This is a genomic window from Candidatus Omnitrophota bacterium (assembly GCA_041649175.1).
Lineage (GTDB): Bacteria > Omnitrophota > Gorgyraeia > Zapsychrales > JBAZNR01 > JBAZNR01.
Genome location: JBAZNR010000001.1, coordinates 541,894 through 559,167, shown reverse-complemented (window position 1 = coordinate 559,167; position 17,274 = coordinate 541,894). Strand labels below are relative to the sequence as shown.

At 43.8% G+C, this 17,274-nt stretch carries 11 protein-coding genes; 1 reads left to right on the top strand and 10 read right to left on the bottom strand.

All coding sequences use genetic code 11. From position 1 onward, the window contains the following. Window positions 1–70: 70 nt before the first annotated feature. The 8 genes from gltB to WC676_01975 form a co-directional block, all read right to left on the bottom strand. Entirely contained in the window at window positions 71–4,609 is a 4,539-nt protein-coding gene (gltB, locus tag WC676_02010) for a glutamate synthase large subunit (GenBank protein ID MFA5059385.1), read from the bottom strand. Beyond that, window positions 4,606–4,824, bottom strand: coding sequence for a helix-turn-helix domain-containing protein (locus tag WC676_02005; GenBank protein MFA5059384.1), 219 nt, complete (start codon window positions 4,822–4,824; stop codon window positions 4,606–4,608). The genes gltB and WC676_02005 overlap by 4 nt, the downstream gene beginning before the upstream one ends. Before the next feature lie 117 nt (window positions 4,825–4,941). Further along, on the bottom strand, window positions 4,942–6,558 hold the full coding sequence (locus tag WC676_02000; protein ID MFA5059383.1) for an NAD+ synthase: 1,617 nt from the start codon (window positions 6,556–6,558) through the stop codon (window positions 4,942–4,944). 139 nt (window positions 6,559–6,697) lie between these two features. Further along, the gene (locus WC676_01995; GenBank protein MFA5059382.1) at window positions 6,698–7,387 is read right to left on the bottom strand and encodes a type 1 glutamine amidotransferase; all 690 of its coding nucleotides are present in this window, start codon (window positions 7,385–7,387) and stop codon (window positions 6,698–6,700) included. Window positions 7,388–7,483: 96 nt separating this feature from the next. Continuing rightward, the gene (locus tag WC676_01990; GenBank protein ID MFA5059381.1) at window positions 7,484–9,592 is read right to left on the bottom strand and encodes a glutamine synthetase III; all 2,109 of its coding nucleotides are present in this window, start codon (window positions 9,590–9,592) and stop codon (window positions 7,484–7,486) included. 244 nt (window positions 9,593–9,836) lie between these two features. Further along, window positions 9,837–10,178: a P-II family nitrogen regulator gene (locus WC676_01985; protein MFA5059380.1), complete on the bottom strand. Its 342-nt coding sequence runs from the start codon at window positions 10,176–10,178 to the stop codon at window positions 9,837–9,839. A gap of 82 nt (window positions 10,179–10,260) precedes the next feature. Next, the gene (locus WC676_01980) at window positions 10,261–11,496 is read right to left on the bottom strand and encodes an ammonium transporter (GenBank protein ID MFA5059379.1); all 1,236 of its coding nucleotides are present in this window, start codon (window positions 11,494–11,496) and stop codon (window positions 10,261–10,263) included. A 302-nt stretch (window positions 11,497–11,798) separates the two neighbouring features. Then, window positions 11,799–13,028, bottom strand: coding sequence for a GAF domain-containing protein (locus tag WC676_01975; protein ID MFA5059378.1), 1,230 nt, complete (start codon window positions 13,026–13,028; stop codon window positions 11,799–11,801). A 175-nt stretch (window positions 13,029–13,203) separates the two neighbouring features. On the opposite strand from WC676_01975, the gene WC676_01970 reads away from it, so the two are divergent. Then, window positions 13,204–14,883, top strand: a complete 1,680-nt coding sequence (locus WC676_01970) for a carbon starvation CstA family protein (protein ID MFA5059377.1) — start codon at window positions 13,204–13,206, stop codon at window positions 14,881–14,883. 4 nt (window positions 14,884–14,887) lie between these two features. Here WC676_01970 and WC676_01965 read toward each other — a convergent pair whose 3' ends face one another. After that, the gene (locus tag WC676_01965) at window positions 14,888–16,087 is read right to left on the bottom strand and encodes a thiolase family protein (GenBank protein MFA5059376.1); all 1,200 of its coding nucleotides are present in this window, start codon (window positions 16,085–16,087) and stop codon (window positions 14,888–14,890) included. A 2-nt stretch (window positions 16,088–16,089) separates the two neighbouring features. Next, window positions 16,090–17,187: an AAA family ATPase gene (locus WC676_01960; GenBank protein MFA5059375.1), complete on the bottom strand. Its 1,098-nt coding sequence runs from the start codon at window positions 17,185–17,187 to the stop codon at window positions 16,090–16,092. Window positions 17,188–17,274: the final 87 nt, after the last annotated feature.

Here is a 17,274-nt window from a genome sequence, read left to right as displayed (position 1 = left end):
TGGCATTACCCCCATGCTTAGTTTTGTTTGTTTCTTTAAACAAAACTATGGGGGCGAAATACTTCCCCTTTTACATATCCGACATTACTTCTTTTTCCAAATCTTCCTCTTTGACTTCCAAAACTTTAGCGGCTTCTTCTAAAACACGACGGTAATCGTTCGGATACACTTTGACGAATTGCGGCAAAACTGCATTCCAATTCTTTAAAACAAATTCAGCAACCGAGCTTTGCGTATAACGCGCATGATTTTCTATCAATGTCTTTAATTCAGCAATATCGGATTCTATCTGGACCGGAAAAAGCTCCACCATGTTTAAATTACAACGATTCCTAAACGTTTTATCTTTATCCCAAACATAGGCGATGCCTCCGCTCATCCCGGCGGCAAAATTTCGCCCCGTCGGGCCTAAAACCACCACACGTCCGCCGGTCATATATTCACATCCATGATCGCCCATGCCTTCCACCACAGCCCACGCACCGCTGTTTCGAACCGCAAACCGTTCTCCGGCCAGCCCGCGAAAATAAGCCTCACCCATCACCGCGCCATACAAAACCACATTGCCGACTAAAATATTTTCTTCCGGAATAAACGTGGCGGATTTGGACGGATAAACAATGATCTTTCCACCGGATAAACCCTTTCCGATATAATCATTGGAGTCACCTTCCAAAGTCAGCGTAACGCCATGAGCCAAAAAGGCGCCGAAACTTTGTCCGGCGGAACCGGTAAATTTAATTTTGATCGTATCATCCGCAAGCCCTGCCAGATTATAACGCCGCGCGATTTCACTGGACAGCATCGTCCCGACGGTACGATTGACATTTTTGATCGGTATTTCTAATTTCACCGCTTTTTTATGTTCGATAGCGTCTTTGCAAAGTTTAATAAGCTCATGGTCTAAAGCACCCGCTAAATCATGATCTTGCCGGCTGGTATGACGAATCGCCACATGCGCCGGCACATCGGGCTTGTGCAGCACATAGGTTAGATCGAGGCCTTTGGCTTTCCAATGATCGATGGCTTCTTTAGTTTCCAACATGTCCACGCACCCAACCATATCATCGAACTTTCTAAACCCGAGCTCAGCCATGATCTCACGGCATTCTTCGGCAATGAAGGTAAAGAGATTGGTCACGTATTCAGGCTTTCCGGTAAAATTCTTTCGAAGTTCCGGATCTTGAGTCGCGATACCGACGGAACATGTATTCAAATGGCATTTGCGAAGCATAACGCACCCTAAAGAAATGAGTGCCAATGTTGAAAAACCAAATTCATCAGCACCCAACATAGCAACCACCGCCACATCACGGCCGGTTTTAAGCTGGCCGTCGGTCTGAACGCGGATACGCCCGCGCAGATCATTCATGACTAAAACTTGCTGGGTTTCGGCAATGCCTAATTCCATAGGAAGCCCGGCATGTTTAATAGACGTCTGCGGGCTCGCTCCCGTTCCGCCCTCATAACCACTGATAAGAACATGGTCGGATTTACCCTTGGCCACACCGGCCGCCACTGTTCCCACGCCAACTTCAGAGACAAGCTTGACGCTAATATCAGCTTTTGAGTTTGCATTTTTCAGATCATGGATCAGTTGCGCCAAATCTTCAATAGAATAAATATCATGATGCGGCGGCGGAGAAATGAGCTGCACGCCGGGCATTGTGTAGCGGGTGCGGGCGATCTCTTCGCTCACTTTATGTCCAGGAAGTTGTCCGCCCTCACCGGGTTTAGCGCCTTGCGCCATTTTGATCTGCAACTGATCGCCGTTCACTAAATATTCAATGGTAACGCCGAACCGGCCTTGCGCAACTTGTTTAATGCGGCTTCGGCGCAAATCTCCGTTGGCATCGGGTTTAAAACGTTCGGCATCTTCGCCGCCTTCTCCCGTATTGGAAAATCCGCCTAAACGGTTCATGGCAATGGCCAGCGTCTCATGCGTTTCTTTAGAAATAGAACCATACGACATAGCACCTGTCGCAAAACGTTTTACAATTTCAGAAGCCGGTTCCACTTCCGATAAGGGAATAGGGTTTCCTTTTTTAAATTTCAAAAGCCCGCGAATATTGGCTAAATTCTTATTTCGGTCATTGATGATCTTGGCATATTGTTTATAAGTTTCATACCGGCCGCTTCGAACCGCAAATTGCAATAAAGGAATTGTTTCCGGATTATATTGATGATATTCACCGTCTTGACGCCACTGATAATCTCCGCCGGGATCAAGGATCTTTTCCATATCGCCTAAAGCCGGATAGGCTTGGGCGTGGCGGCGCAACATTTCTTCGGCGATGATCTTGATGTCAATGCCGCCGATCCGTGAAGGTGTGGCGGTAAAATATTTATCGATCAATTCCTGCCCTAAACCCACCGCCTCAAAGATCTGCGCCCCGCAATAAGATTGAATGGTAGAAATACCCATCTTGGAAATGATCTTGAACAATCCTTTACGCGTACTTTTAATAAAATTCTTGGCGGCCCGGTCATAAGATAGATCAGATGGTAAAACACCTTTTTTAATCTCGCTTGCGATCGTTTCTAAAACAAGATAAGGATTGATGGCATTAGCGCCGTAGCCGATCAAAACCGCAAAATGGTGCATCTCGTGCGCCTCACCGGTTTCCAGAACCAAGCTAACCTTGGTGCGCGTTCCTTGACGGACTAAGTGATGATGAAGCCCAGAGCACGCCAGCAAAGACGGTATGGGAACATTGTCACGATTAACACCACGATCGGACAAGATAAGGATCGTAAAACCTTTTTTGATGGCCGCATCAGCAGCAGAAAAAAGTTCGCTTAAGGATTTTTCAAGGCCGCCGGTCCCATCACCAGATTTAAAAAGGATCGGCAATGTCGTCGCTTTAAGCCCGGGCTTGTGGACCTGACGGATTTTTTCCAACTCTCTATTGGTCACGACCGGATGTGATAATTTAAGCCGTCGGCAATGTTCGGAAGTTTCTTCCAGAAGATTTCCTTCGGCGCCCAAAAAGACATCTTCGGACATGACGATCTCTTCGCGGATAGCATCGATCGGCGGATTAGTGACCTGCGCAAAGAGTTGTTTAAAATAATTAAATAAAGGCTGAGACCGGTCTGAGAGAACCGCCAAGGGATTATCCGCGCCCATAGAACCCGTCGCTTCTTCGCCGTTGGTCACCATAGGAGGCAAGATCATTTTCAAATCTTCCAATGTATAACCGAACACCTTCTGGCGCTCCACCAGCGTTTTTTCATCAAGGCCAAAAACTTTTTTTGGTTCCGGCAATTCTTTAAGATGAATTAAATTTTCTTTAAGCCATTGACCGTAAGGTTTTCGGGTAGCATAGAAATGTTTGAGTTCCTTATCGTCAATGATGCGGCCTTCTTGAGTATCAATAAGGAACATTTTTCCCGGTTGCAAACGCCCTTTTCTGGAAACATTTTCCGGAGCAATAGGCAACACGCCCGTTTCGGAAGCCATAATAACAACATCATCCTTGGTGACTAAATATCTGGAAGGACGAAGCCCATTTCTATCCAAAACAGCGCCGATGTAACGCCCGTCGGTAAAAGCAATCGATGCCGGCCCGTCCCAGGGTTCCATCAAACAGGAATGATACTCATAAAAAGCTTTTTTTTCCTCATCCATAGACTCATGTCCGCTCCATGCCTCGGGGATCATCATCATAACGGCATGCGGCAAAGAGCGTCCGGCTAAGACCAGCATTTCTAGCGCATTATCAAACGTGGCGCTATCACTACGCAGAGGAATAACGATCGGAAATATTTTCTGCAGGTCACTTCCTAAAAGCTTAGAAGAAAATTGATGTTCACGCGCATGCATCCAGTTAATGTTACCGCGCAATGTATTAATTTCGCCGTTGTGACAGATAAAACGGTACGGATGAGCCAAGGCCCATGACGGAAACGTATTAGTGCTGTAACGCGAATGGACCATGGCTAACGCAGAGACCATGGCGGGATCATTTAAGTCAGGGAAAAATTGCTTTAACTGATTTGCCATCAGCTGGCCTTTGTAGACGATGGTTTTCGTCGACAAACTGCAAAGGTAGTAATAGCCTTTTTGGGCAAGCTCGGATTGTCTGATCTTTTGATAAAGCCTTTTTCGGATAACATGCAATTTAATATCAAATCGTTCGGCAGGCGTATCCGCGCCGCGGCCGATAAAAAGCTGTCTGAATTCCGGTTTGCCTGAGCGCGCCACTTCCCCAATAACAGAACCGTCGTGAGGAACCCCTCTCCAGCCTAAAAATTTCTGCCCTTCATCGCGGATAATGTTGCCCATCCATTTTTCGATGGTATCCCGTTCGGTAGAATTGGTGGGCATAAAATGCATCCCGACGGCATAATCGCCTTCTTTAGGAAGGGTGATGTGATTTTTGGAACATTCTTTTCGAAAGAAAGCGTCGGAAATTTGAATGTTGATACCCGCCCCGTCCCCGGTTTTAGGATCACAGCCGCAAGCTCCGCGATGCCCTAAATTCTCCAATATCTGAAGAGCATCTTGGATGATCTTATGAGATTTTTTTCCTTTCATATTCACGACAAACCCTACCCCGCAGCTGTCGTGTTCAAAAAAAGGATCGTAAAGGCCTTGTGCTTTCATAGTTTGAATCCCCGAAAATCAATTTTAAGCTTTTTTATTTTGGTACGTAATGTATTACGGTTGAGCCCCAAGATCCTGGCCGCGATCAGTTGATTACCGGATGATTGTGCCAACGCTTTTTCGATCAGCATTTTTTCGGTCGTTTCGATAACGCAACGGTAGATCTGTCCGCTTTGCACCGTTGAGAAATATTGATTAATGGTATCCGTTGTCATAAGAATAATCTCTCCAATTGTATCTATTTTTCGCGATTGTTCAACTGAAAATCACATTTTTTTCGTCGGATAAACTGCCTAAAAATCTCTTCTCTCGTCGGAGTTTAAGAAATATGCTTAAAACTCACGGTATTGATTGACGATAGGAAATCGCCGATCCCGGCCAAAAGCTCTTGGCGTAATCTTAACACCCGGCGGAGCCTGGCGGCGTTTATACTCGCTTCGGTCCACTAAACGCATCACATCTTTAATGACTTTTGCGTTATTGATCTTTTTATTGATATCGCTTAAACTTTTGTCCGCTTCCACATAATCGCTTAAAATTTTATCCAAAAGATCATATTCGGGAAGTGTATCTTGGTCTTTTTGATTTTCCCGCAATTCTGCCGTCGGAGCGCGGTCAATAATGCTTTGCATAATAACGGCATTGGAATTCAAAGAATTACGATACTTGGCTAATTTGTACACGGTTGTTTTAGGAACATCTTTAATGACCGCGAAACCTCCCGCCATATCGCCGTAAAGCGTGCAATACCCCGTGGCAATTTCGCTTTTATTGCCCGTCGTTAAAACCAGCCAGCCGAATTTATTAGAGAAAGCCATTAAAATATTGCCGCGAATGCGCGCTTGAAGGTTTTCTTCGGTAATGTCTTTGGCTTGTCCCTTAAATTCATGATCCAATGTTTCTAAAAAGACAGAAAAAACCTTCATGATGGGAATTTCTAAGAATCTTATTCCCAGATTTTTGGCTATTTTACGCGCGTCACTGATCGTTTCTAAAGACGAATACTGCGACGGCATGGAAACAGCCGTGACATTTTCTTGACCAACAGCATCAACGGCAATCGCCGCGACCAGCGCGGAATCAATGCCTCCGCTTAAACCAATGGTTACCTTTTTAAATCCGTTTTTACGGATATAATCACGCGTACCTAAAGTTAGCGCTTTATAAATTTCTTCGATTTCCCCTAATGGCCGTGGTGATTTATTTTTAGTTTGCGCGTCCAAAGGAATATCCGCAAAGATCATATCCTCTTCAAATTGTTTTCCGGCGGCAATGGTTTTTCCTTTTTTATCAAAGATCATGCTAGCGCCGTCAAAGACAAGTTCGTCCTGCCCTCCAACGATATTCACATAAAAAATGGGCGCTTTCACCTGATTGGCTCTGGTTTTTAAAAGCGCCTGGCGCTCGTGCAGTTTTCCCGCGTGATACGGTGATGAAGAGATATTGATAAGAAATTTAGCGCCTTTTTTAACTTGAGTTTTATGCGGCCCCGTTTCAAGCCAAATATCCTCACAAATATTGACGGCAAATTTTATTCCCTTAACGCTAAAAATAGGATTTTTTGTGCCTGCCGTAAAATATCTTTTTTCGTCAAAAACACCGTAATTGGGAAGCTGTTCTTTATGATAAATTCCTTTGATGCGCCTATCGGAAAGTAAAGCCGCGGCATTATAAATATTCTTCTTTTTATCCCTATCTACAAAACCAACGATCACGGAAATTTTTTTTGCATGGGCAGCGATGTCTTTAAGAGTTTTGATATTTTCGCTGATGAAATGTTCTTTTAAAAGCAGATCTTCCGGCGGATAACCGCAAACGGCTAATTCCGGAAAGGCGACAATATCCGCGTTAGCTGCTTGAGCCTTTCGGATAAAATCAATGATCTTTAAGGCATTTCCCTTAAGATCACCGACGGTAGGATTGATTTGCGCTAAGGCGATGCGTATCATGGGACTCTTCTTAATTATGCCCCGCTACATTCTTCCAGAATGTGACAGCGAGGCAAATTCTTCTGCGAGTCAAGAAAGAATATAAAGAGGCAGAAGAATTTGCCTAATCTTTAGGCAGATTCATTTAAAAAAATTTTACTTACTGCTTACTTTGCTCAATAATCTTTTCAAAATTCTGGTACACAGTTTCTGCATTTCTATTAAAAGCACTTTTGAGTTTTAAATAAGTGCTTATCATTTCTTCTGATTTTTGTTTTCGCGTGTCGCCTTTAAAATGTGCTTTTATCCAGCTATCAATGATCCTGCCCGTTACTTCAACATGAAATTGAAGTCCGTAAGCATTTGTTCCTACTTTTAGCGCTTGATGATGGCATCCGGTGGCCGTCGCTAAAAGTTTTCCACTCTTGGGAATATCGAATGTATCCCCATGCCACTGAAAAACATCAATATTGTTTTCTAAATTCTCAAAGATCGGATCTTTCTCTAAAGAAACCTTAAACCAGCCAATCTCTTCTACCGGTGACTTGGCAACTTTCGCTCCGGAGGCCTTGGCTAAAAGCTGACTTCCCAAACAAATACCCAAATACGGAATTTCTTTCTTTAAGACGTTCTGGATAAAAATATTTTCATCTCTAAGAAACGGATATTTGTCTTCTTCGTCAACATTCATCGGGCCGCCCATGACGATCACGGCCTCAACGCCTTTTAGGTCGCGAGGTAACGGATCGCCAGCGCTAAGCTCAATTGTTTTTAGTGTTTTCTTCTTTTGAAAGAACGACGCAATGGTCCCCGGCCCTTCCACAGCAATATGTTTAATGATCAAAATCATAAGGATTATACTACCTATTGTAAATATTGACTAGGGAAAAGGGGCGCGGTTCGCGCCCCTTTTCCCTTCGCTTTTAATAACTGCGTAAAGCGCTAATTAAAGCGCATTCATCAGAAGCATTTCTGCGTAGGACGGTACCGGCCAGATATTGCTCGGGACAAAACCTTCCAGCGCATCAATGGATTCACGAAGCTCAACCATCGCCGCGTTGGTTTTGGCAGAATCATGTTTATGAATTGCCGCTTCCAACGTATCGCAAGTTGCAAAGGCTTCGTCAATCAACCCGGAAATGGTTTTTAAAACCTTTTTCTGGGATGTGGTTTTGCCGCTTGCTCCGACGGTCTTAATCGTTTCGGAGAGCTCTTTTTGATATTCAACCGCCGCAGGAATTAATTGCGTACGGGCCATTGAAAGCGCGCAATTTCCCTCGAGGTCAATCACCGTTGCATAAGCGTGTTTGTTAATTTCATAACGCGACGCAAGTTCTTTTTCGCTCAAAACGCCATGCTTCACCAAAACCGCGATGTTCTTTTTGAGTTTGATGGCTTCCAGAGCTTCCGGGGTCGATTTGAAATTCGGCAGCCCGCGTTTTTTAGCTTCAGCATGCCATTCCGGAACATAGTTATCGCCATTATAGAGAACACGTTTGTGATTTTTGATAATGCTTTGCAGAATTTTTTGCAAAGAAGCGTTAAAATCCTTACCGGATTTTTTGGCTGTTTCGAGTTCATTGCAGATATCACTAATTGCTTCGGCCACAATGGTATTTAAAACCATGTTGGCGGCGGAAGGGTTCATATTGGAACCAACCGCGCGGAATTCGAATTTCGCACCCGTAAATGCAAAAGGTGATGTACGATTACGATCCGTTGTATCTTTGGCAAGGTTTGGCATAGAATCAACGCCGATGTTAATAGCGCTTCCTTGTTTGGATGTTTTGGCGCCGCCCTTTTCGATCTGCTCAATGATATCCGTCAATTGATCGCCTAAGAAAATTGAAACAATCGCCGGCGGCGCTTCGTTAGCACCCAGACGATGATCGTTACCGGCAGAAGCAACCGTGACGCGCAAAAGATCAGCATACGTATCGACAGCTTTAATAACCGCACAGAGCAGGGTTAAAAATTTTGCATTATCGTGCGGTGTTTTACCAGGATAGAGCCAATTCTTTCCATCGGGGCCAACAATAGACCAGTTATTATGTTTTCCAGAGCCATTAATACCGGCAAAAGGTTTTTCGTGCAACAAACAAACCAAGCCGTGTTTGTCAGCCAGTTGGCGCATCACTTCCATCGCAATCATATTGTGATCAACGCCGACGTTAAGATCTTCAAAGATCGGAGCCATTTCATATTGCGCGGGAGCAACTTCGTTGTGGCGTGTTTTGGAAGGAATACCTAAACCCCATAATGTGCGGTCCAAGTCTTCCATGAAAGCCATCACGCGCGGTTTAACGGCGCCAAAATAATGATCTTCTTGTTGTTGATGTTTGGCCGGTTTGGAACCAAAAAGTGTGCGGCCGGTCTGAACTAAATCAATACGAGCTTCATAATGATTTTTATCGATTAGAAAATATTCCTGTTCGGGGCCAAGCGTGCAATAAGCACGTTTCCCTTTAATCTCAATGCCAAACAAATTCGCCAGACGACAAACTTGTTTTGAAAGAGCTGTCATGGAACGAAGGAGAGGTGTTTTTTTGTCTAACGCTTCGCCATGGTAGCCGATATAAAAAGTTGGAATACAAAGTGTGGCACCTTCCGGCCCTTTTTTAATAAAGGCGGGGGACGTTGGATCCCAGCCTGTATAACCGCGGGCTTCAAATGTGGCGCGTAAACCACCTGAGGGAAAGCTTGATGCGTCGGGCTCACCTTGGATCAACTCTTTGCCAGAAAATTTCAGAACAGTTCCGCCTTCTCCATCTGGATCAATAAAGGCATCATGTTTTTCGGCGGTAGTGCCGGTCAAAGGCTGAAACCAATGCGTAAAATGTGTTGCCCCTTTTGAAACAGCCCAATTTTTCATTGCCTCAGCAACTTCATCGGCAATAGTAGGGTCAAGGCGGCCGCCTTCTTTCATGGTTGCACTAATTGATTTAAAAGCCTTTTCTGACAAACAATTACACATCACCTTAAGACTAAAAACATCTTTGCCGTAAAGATCGGCGACGGAATGGTTACTCTTTACTTCAGATAATTCATTAATCATTTTTTCCTCCAACGAATTTCCTCCGTTAAGATTCGCTAAAGCCTGAATCTCCTGGAGCCTTGTTGATTTTCCCATAATAACCGGCCTCCTTTTGACAAAATCCTTGTGATCGTTAAAAAGTTAAATCTATTAACGCCGGCGAAATAATAGGCTAAAATCTTACCAACCTTTTCGCACAGCGTCAATAGAATTAACCTCGCCCCTTGCCGCCTGATTTCTGAAAAACCAAGCGGTTTAAAAATACTTACCCGATGGCCTTAGAGCCTTCTTCTTCCGTTCTAATACGGATACAGCGCTCTAATGACGTAACAAAGATCTTTCCATCGCCTATCTTTCCCGACTTAGCGCCCTTAATGATGGCTTTGACCGTCGGTTCGACAAAGTTATCATTGACGGCGATCTCGATACGGATCTTTCGTAAAAGATTTCCCGTCTCTTTAGAACCACGGTAAACTTCGGTGACGCCTTTTTGCTGACCGTGGCCTAAAACTTCAGTAACCGTGATCAAATTAATATCGGCCGCGTATAAGGCTTTTTTAACCGACTCTAATTTGTGTGGTTGTATAATTGCAACGACAAGTTTCATAGTTTTCTCCTTAATGAGTGCGCAATTTATGGAATAACTGTGCTTTGCGCCGCAATTTTTGCGGCGCAAAGCACACCGTCATTTATTCTAAAACCGTATAAGCCCGTTCGTGATGCTGTGTAAGATCAAGACCGACATTTTCGTCTTCTTCTTTAACGCGCATACCAACGACCAAGTCCACAACCTTGTAGATCACGAAACTCACCACAAAGCTATAGACAACGGTTATTAAAACAGCTTTTAGCTGAATGACAAACTGGGCTGGGTTACCATAAAATAACCCGTCTGCCCCAGCCGCATTGATAGACTTAGTGGCAAATAAACCCGTTGCTAAGGCTCCCCAGATCCCGCCAACGCAGTGAACACCGAAGGCGTCTAGAGAATCATCGTATCCCAATTTCGGTTTGATAATCGCCACGGCTGTATAGCAAAATACGCTCACCAATAAGCCGATGATGATGGCCGAGATAACATTAACAAATCCGGCTGCCGGTGTGATGGCAACGAGTCCGGCAACAACGCCAGAACAAAAACCAAAAATAGTTGGTTTTCCGACGCGGATCCATTCAATTAAGGCCCAGCTTAAACCCGCAGCAGCAGCAGCCGTATTAGTGACCACAAAAGCATTCACCGCTAAACCATTAGCCGCCAAAGCACTGCCCGCGTTAAACCCAAACCATCCAAACCACAGTAAACCGGTTCCCAAAACAACAAAGGGAAGATTATGCGGCGCTGGAACATGGCCGTTTAAGTCTTTTCGTTTTCCAATAGCTAAGGCTGTTGCTAAAGCGGCAATACCGGCGCTAATATGAACAACGGTTCCGCCTGCAAAATCCAATGCGCCCATGGTTCTCAACCATCCGCCGATGCCCCAAACCCAATGGCAAATAGGATCATATACTAAGGTAGCCCACAATAAGATGAAGATGAGAAACGCCGAGAACTTCATCCGCTCGGCAAAAGCACCGATAATAAGAGCTGGCGTGATGATGGCAAACATTGCTTGAAAGATCATAAAAGCTTGGTGAGGAATGGTGGCGGCATAATCCGCATACGGTTCCAAACCAACACCGTTAAGCCCCGCCCATGCAAAACCGCCCCAAAATCCTTTTCCCGGAGCAAAAGAAAGGCTATAGCCGAACAAAACCCACTGCACGCTGATCAAACCTAAAATAACACAGCACTGCATTAAAATACTCAAAACATTTTTGCGCCGGACCATACCGCCATAAAAAAAGGCTAGGCCGGGTGTCATTAACATAACTAGCGCAGAAGAAATCAAAACCCACGCTGTATCACCTGCATTGATCATTTCCATTTCATCCTCCTTGAATTGTTTTTACTGCTATTAACCGCCAGTGGCCTAAAAAAGACGTCGTTGTCTCGATAAAGAAAAAGGCCCTCTTGAAAACCAGCGCTGGTTTTTAAGAGGGCCTCAATGCCCATTTTAAAAAAATAATCCGACGAGTAAACTTACCTGTCGGACGTCTTTGCCCACATAAAAAAACTCTTAAGACCAGCATCGATCTTAAGAGGACTTCGTTGCCCTACTTAATTACAATGGAAGTATATGATTGCCTGATGATTTTGTCAAGAACTTTTTTTGAGGTACTCTTAATTTTAATTCTTGAACTCCGAAACCAGAATGATCGACTCCGCAATTTCTTTCATCGAGCGGCAAGAATCCATGCTCTTTTTATGGATCAATCGATGCGCGGCTTCTTCACCTAAATTATTCATCCGCATTAAAATCCCTTTGGCGCGCTCGATCAGTTTGCGCGTTTCCAAGGCTTCTTTGGCCTTGAGAGATTCTTCCATCAATTTTGTATTCTCGACGGCAATAGCCGCTTGATTTGCGATCATTTGCAAACAATCAATTTCTTCCTGGGTGAATTGGTGCGGAGTTTTGGTATACACATTGATGATGCCGATGGCTTTATCTTTGACGATCATCGGCACCGAGATCATGGATGTTAAATTCTCTTTGGCCGCCAGATCACGATAAACATATTTTTCTTCACTGCGGACATCGTCAAAGAACATCGGTTTTTTAGATTTAATGACTTCACCACTTAAGCTATTATTGACTTTAATATTGGGTTTCTTTTTATATTCTTCACTGAGGCTTTGAGTAGCTTTAATAGCCAATTCTTCGCCTTTGCTATCCAATAACATAATGGAACATATTTTAGAATTGAGCATTTCCGCCGTCACAACCACGATCAAGTTTAAGATCTCATCCAAATAATGTTCGGAGGTGATCGTTCGGCTCACCTTGGCAAGGCTGTCAAATTGGCTGGCTTTTTGTTTAGTTTGTTCAAAGAGGAGAGCATTTTCGATAACCCCGCCGACTTGTTTGGCAATGATCTCAATTAAGCTTGTCGTACCTAAAAAATAATCATGCGGTTTTCGATGCTGAACATTGATAACGCCAATGGTCTTTCCCTTATAGATAATGGGAACCGATAGAAGCGCCTCATAGCGGTCTTCCGGTAAAATATCAAAACTTTTGAAACGAGGATCCTGATAGGCGTTTTTCTTGATAGCGACCAATTTATTTTCTTTGGCAACCCATCCGGCAATTCCTTCTCCGATCTTTAAATTGATCTTTCCTAACTCTTTCTGGTGCGGAGTTTTAGAGGCCATTAAAACGAGACTTTTTATCTTTTCATCGATCAGATAAATGAAAACAGAATCCGCGCCAATGGCTTCAGTCACCAAACGGACCACCTCATCAAGGACTTTGTGGACGTCCAATTCAGAGCTGGTGATCTCGGTAATGCGCCGTAAGAGTTTTAATTCGTCTGCTTGGCTAATTGAAGGTTTTTTTGTTTTCTTTTCAGCGGGCATAGAACATTTTTCCTTTAATGATTATGGGTTTCATTCTATCATAAAAAATATTTTTAAAAAGATTGTTTTTAAAAGAGCTTTTATCGACAAAAATACGTAAAAATCACCCTTAAGATATTTTTCTACTTTCCTATTGTGCTCGACGGAAAAGTTCGTTATATTAAACAATATTATTATGAATATCTTATTTCTTATCCTTATATCAATCGTCTGCCTTTTAGCGGGATATTTTGTTTATGGGCGTTTTTTGAGCCGATGGTTAAGCTTAGCAAAAAACGCCCAAACCCCTGCCGTCACATTTCAAAACAATACCGATTTCGTTCCAGCCGGAAAATTCTATCTTTTAGGCCAGCATCTCTCCGCGATCGCCGCGGCCGGCCCCATTGTGGGCCCAATTTTAGCCGGACTTTGGTTTGGCTGGCTGCCGACTTTCCTTTGGATCATTTTAGGCGGTATTTTTGTCGGCGGTGTTCATGATATGGCTTCACTAGTTGCCTCTTTACGCCATCAAGGACGTTCGATTGCCGAAGTTATCAAAGAAACAATGAGCCGGCGCGCCTTTATCCTCTTTTTATTTTTCCTTTGGTTCTCTCTTGTTTACATCATTGCCGCTTTTACCGATATTACGGCCAGCACTTTCGCCGAAGAAACGAATGGGCCAGCCATTGCTTCTTCGTCCATGATGTATTTGGGATTAGCGTTTATTATGGGAATTATTTTAAGGAAATGGCCTTTGCCTTTATCAATCTCAACACTTATCTTTTTTCCGTTTGTTTTTGTTTGTATTTTTCTAGGGCCGATTTTTCCGCTCAAACTAAACACCCTATTTGGATGGGACTTACGCACAACCTGGAACATGGCTTTGATCGCGTATTGCTTTATCGCCGCGGTTATTCCGGTTTGGATATTGCTACAGCCACGCGGATATTTGGGAGGATTTTTCCTGGCAATTACCGCCGGAGCAAGCTTTATTGGTATTATCGTAGGAAGTTTTACCCAACATTACAGCATTCAATATCCGGCATTTACTGGTTGGGCAAGCCCGCAGGGCTTGCCCTTAGTACCCATTCTTTTTACCACTGTCGCCTGCGGAGCGTGTTCGGGATTTCACTGCCTCATTGCTTCCGGAACAACTTCCAAACAGCTAGCTAAAGAAACCGACGCCAAACTCGTCGGCTACGGCAGTATGCTTTTAGAAAGCTTTGTCGCAGTCATCGCGCTTTCTACGGTTGTTATTTTAAGCGTCTCTGAAACTCAAAGCCTTCAAGACCCAAGCCAAATTTACGCCAATGGCATCGCAACGTTTTTAAGCAGCCTTCACATCGACAAACAATTCGCTTTAAATTTCGCGCTTTTAGCCTTCGCCACTTTTGTTTACGATACCTTAGATGTGGCCACCAGATTAGGACGATACATTTTTCAAGAGCTCACGGGATGGAAAGGGCGTTTTAGCCCTTACGCGGCAACGTTTGTAACGCTTATTTTACCGGTGATCTTTTTAACTCAAAAGATAACGGACGCGCAAGGAAATATCGTTCCAGGATGGAAAATATTTTGGACGGCATTCGGTTCCAGTAATCAGCTCTTGGCGGCTTTGGTTTTATTCGGATTAAGCGTATGGCTTTCCAAGAAAGGAAAAAATTATATCTTTACGCTTCTCCCGTCTATCTTTATGACACTGGTAGCCGTTATTTCTCTTATTCTTATTATTCAGCCTTGGCTTAGGGAAATATTTGTAGAACAAAAATTCTCCACCGACCCAGTAGGCATCACAGGATTATTGTTACTTTTCTTGGCATTATTTTTGATGTTGGAAGGAACAACCGTTTTACTGCAGAAAAGAAAATCGCTTTGACCTTCTAAGATAAATTCTCTATCACCACCGCCACCGACCCGCCGCCGCCCAAACAAACCGTCGCTAAACCTGTTTTCTTTTTCTGGTTCTCAAGAGCGTGAACAAGTGTCACTAAAATTCGCGCACCGGCAGCCCCCAGAGGATGGCCTAAGGCCACGTCGCCGCCGAATATATTCATTTTTTCTTCCGGAATTTTAAGCGCTTGCTGGGTGACGATCGCCTGAACGGCAAAGGCTTCGCTTATTTCAAAAAGGTCAACATCACTTATTTTAAGTTTTGCTTTCTTTAAACATTCTTCCGTGGAAATAATAGAGCCGGTAAAGGTGAGCTTGGGTTCAACCGCAATGGAGGCATGGGCAATCACACGGGCCTTTGGTTTTAATTTAAACTTCTTAACCGCTTGGGCTGACGCTAAAAGAAACACAGCCGCGCCGTCGGAAGGAATGCAAGAATTTCCGGCCGTCACCGTTCCCCCGTCTTTAAAAGCCGCCGGAAGCTGAGAAAGCCTTTCTAAGCTGATATTGCGCCGAGGGCGCTCATCTTTAGTAAAAATTTGATCCTCATTAATGCGCACCGTCACAATTTCTTTTGCAAGTTGATTAAGTTCCTGCGCTTCACAAGCCTTAAGATGGCTTTGATAAGCATATTTATCTTGCTCCTCGCGCGAAATATGATTTTTCTCAGCTAAATATTCCGCCAACTCACCCATATGTTTACCGGTGATGTGGCACCAAAGCCCGTCGTGAATAAGACTGTCCGAAAAATCGCTGTCTTCTCTTTTTTCCGACGCGTCTTTTTTTAGGATTTTTGGAGATCGTGAAGCGCTTTCAAACCCTCCGGCCATCACAAGATCTGATTCCTGGCAAATAATGGCTTGCCCAGCCAAGATCACTGCTTGCAAACCGGACCCGCAAACATGATTTATCGTTAATGCCGGGACTGAATCGGGAAGATTTCCCAAAATAGCCGCGTGGCGCGCCGGATTTTGTCCCAAACCAGCAGAAACTGTATTGCCCAAGATGACTTGATTGACTAAATCTCCGGGAACACTGCTTTGACGTAAGATCTCCTTGATCACAAATCCGCCCAGTTGCACCGCCGAGAAATCTTTTAATGCCTTGTTGGTTCCGCCGATCGCGGTGCGCAAAGCCTCGACAATATAAATTTCATTTGGAGAATGGCTATCGATAGAGTGTTTTGTCATATTTATAAATTTTTTAAGATCAGGTCAATATCCACATAACGCTTTACTAAACGTGTAGCTTCCGCAATTTTGTCCTTATCCGTTTTTTCTATTTTGCAGGTAATACTTTTGATCTTCGCCGCGGTCGTGTACGTGTCCTCTTCGGACAATAAAACCGGGATCTTGCTTCGCTTGAGTAAATTAACAACTTCCCATCCGGGAAACAGCCCGCCGGTTAACACCATCCCTGATATCCCGATCTTTTTTCTTCCTTTCACAGCTTTTGAATTCACCGCGGCAATAATATTGTCCAGTCGATCACCCGAAGTAATGATCAGGGTTTGATCACGTAAATAGGATATCATATTATGCGGTTCCATAGCCGCAACGATGGTATTTTCCACCCGGCGAGAAAGGTAAGTTTTTCCACAAATGAGTTTTAACTTAAGTTCGTAGCGTATTTGTTCAACCGTCGGAAAACTCAATAAAGGCTGCAGCGGCAAAACCCCCAAAAGCCTGATCCCTTTATTTTTTAGGCCCTGAGCCACGTTGTGTTTTATTCTATCGTATTTATCCGGCAAAACTTTGTTAACAATAACGCCTAAAATCTCAACACCCTTAAGATCAAACAAAGCCTTGTTGAGCATGATCTCATCAATGCTTCGCCCGATACCGCCTTCACTCACAATAATAACTTTAGAGCCTAAAAGTTGAGCCACATCGGCATTGGAAAAATCAAAGACAGATCCCACCCCGGCATGGCCGGTGCCTTCAATGATCATAATATCTTTTTTGTAACTTAAATTTTCAAAAGATTTCAGGATCTGCTGGCGCAAAACATCTTTTCTGGGATGAAAGATATATTTCTCCGTAAATCCTTTTCCGACGGTGACCGGGCTCATTTCTTTAAATTTCTGCCAGCAATGATATATCTCGCCGATCAAATAGGAATCTTTGTCCACTTGTTGATGATTGACGACAACATACTTTTGCCCGACCGGTTTCATAAAAGCGGCTTTAAAACCTTTATCTTTGAGGATCTTATAAAGCCCTAAAGAAATAGTGGTTTTTCCGGCATTTTGGTTAATAGCGGAAAGAAAAACGTTTTTGATCCTTTTCATAGGCGTTATTATACCGCGTTTTAGATAAGAAATTTAGTTTAATTTTGGAGTAACTGTAGGGATTTTTTATATCGCATATAATGTTCG

Bases quoted from the DNA above. Each gene is read 5' to 3' on its own strand.
- gltB (MFA5059385.1), bottom strand. From the start codon at position 4,609: ATGAAAGCACAAGGCCTTTACGATCCTTTTTTTGAACACGACAGCTGC.
- WC676_02005 (MFA5059384.1), bottom strand. From the start codon at position 4,824: ATGACAACGGATACCATTAATCAATATTTCTCAACGGTGCAAAGCGGA.
- WC676_02000 (MFA5059383.1), bottom strand. From the start codon at position 6,558: ATGATACGCATCGCCTTAGCGCAAATCAATCCTACCGTCGGTGATCTT.
- WC676_01995 (MFA5059382.1), bottom strand. From the start codon at position 7,387: ATGATTTTGATCATTAAACATATTGCTGTGGAAGGGCCGGGGACCATT.
- WC676_01990 (MFA5059381.1), bottom strand. From the start codon at position 9,592: ATGATTAATGAATTATCTGAAGTAAAGAGTAACCATTCCGTCGCCGAT.
- WC676_01985 (MFA5059380.1), bottom strand. From the start codon at position 10,178: ATGAAACTTGTCGTTGCAATTATACAACCACACAAATTAGAGTCGGTT.
- WC676_01980 (MFA5059379.1), bottom strand. From the start codon at position 11,496: ATGGAAATGATCAATGCAGGTGATACAGCGTGGGTTTTGATTTCTTCT.
- WC676_01975 (MFA5059378.1), bottom strand. From the start codon at position 13,028: ATGCCCGCTGAAAAGAAAACAAAAAAACCTTCAATTAGCCAAGCAGAC.
- WC676_01970 (MFA5059377.1), top strand. From the start codon at position 13,204: ATGAATATCTTATTTCTTATCCTTATATCAATCGTCTGCCTTTTAGCG.
- WC676_01965 (MFA5059376.1), bottom strand. From the start codon at position 16,087: ATGACAAAACACTCTATCGATAGCCATTCTCCAAATGAAATTTATATT.
- WC676_01960 (MFA5059375.1), bottom strand. From the start codon at position 17,187: ATGAAAAGGATCAAAAACGTTTTTCTTTCCGCTATTAACCAAAATGCC.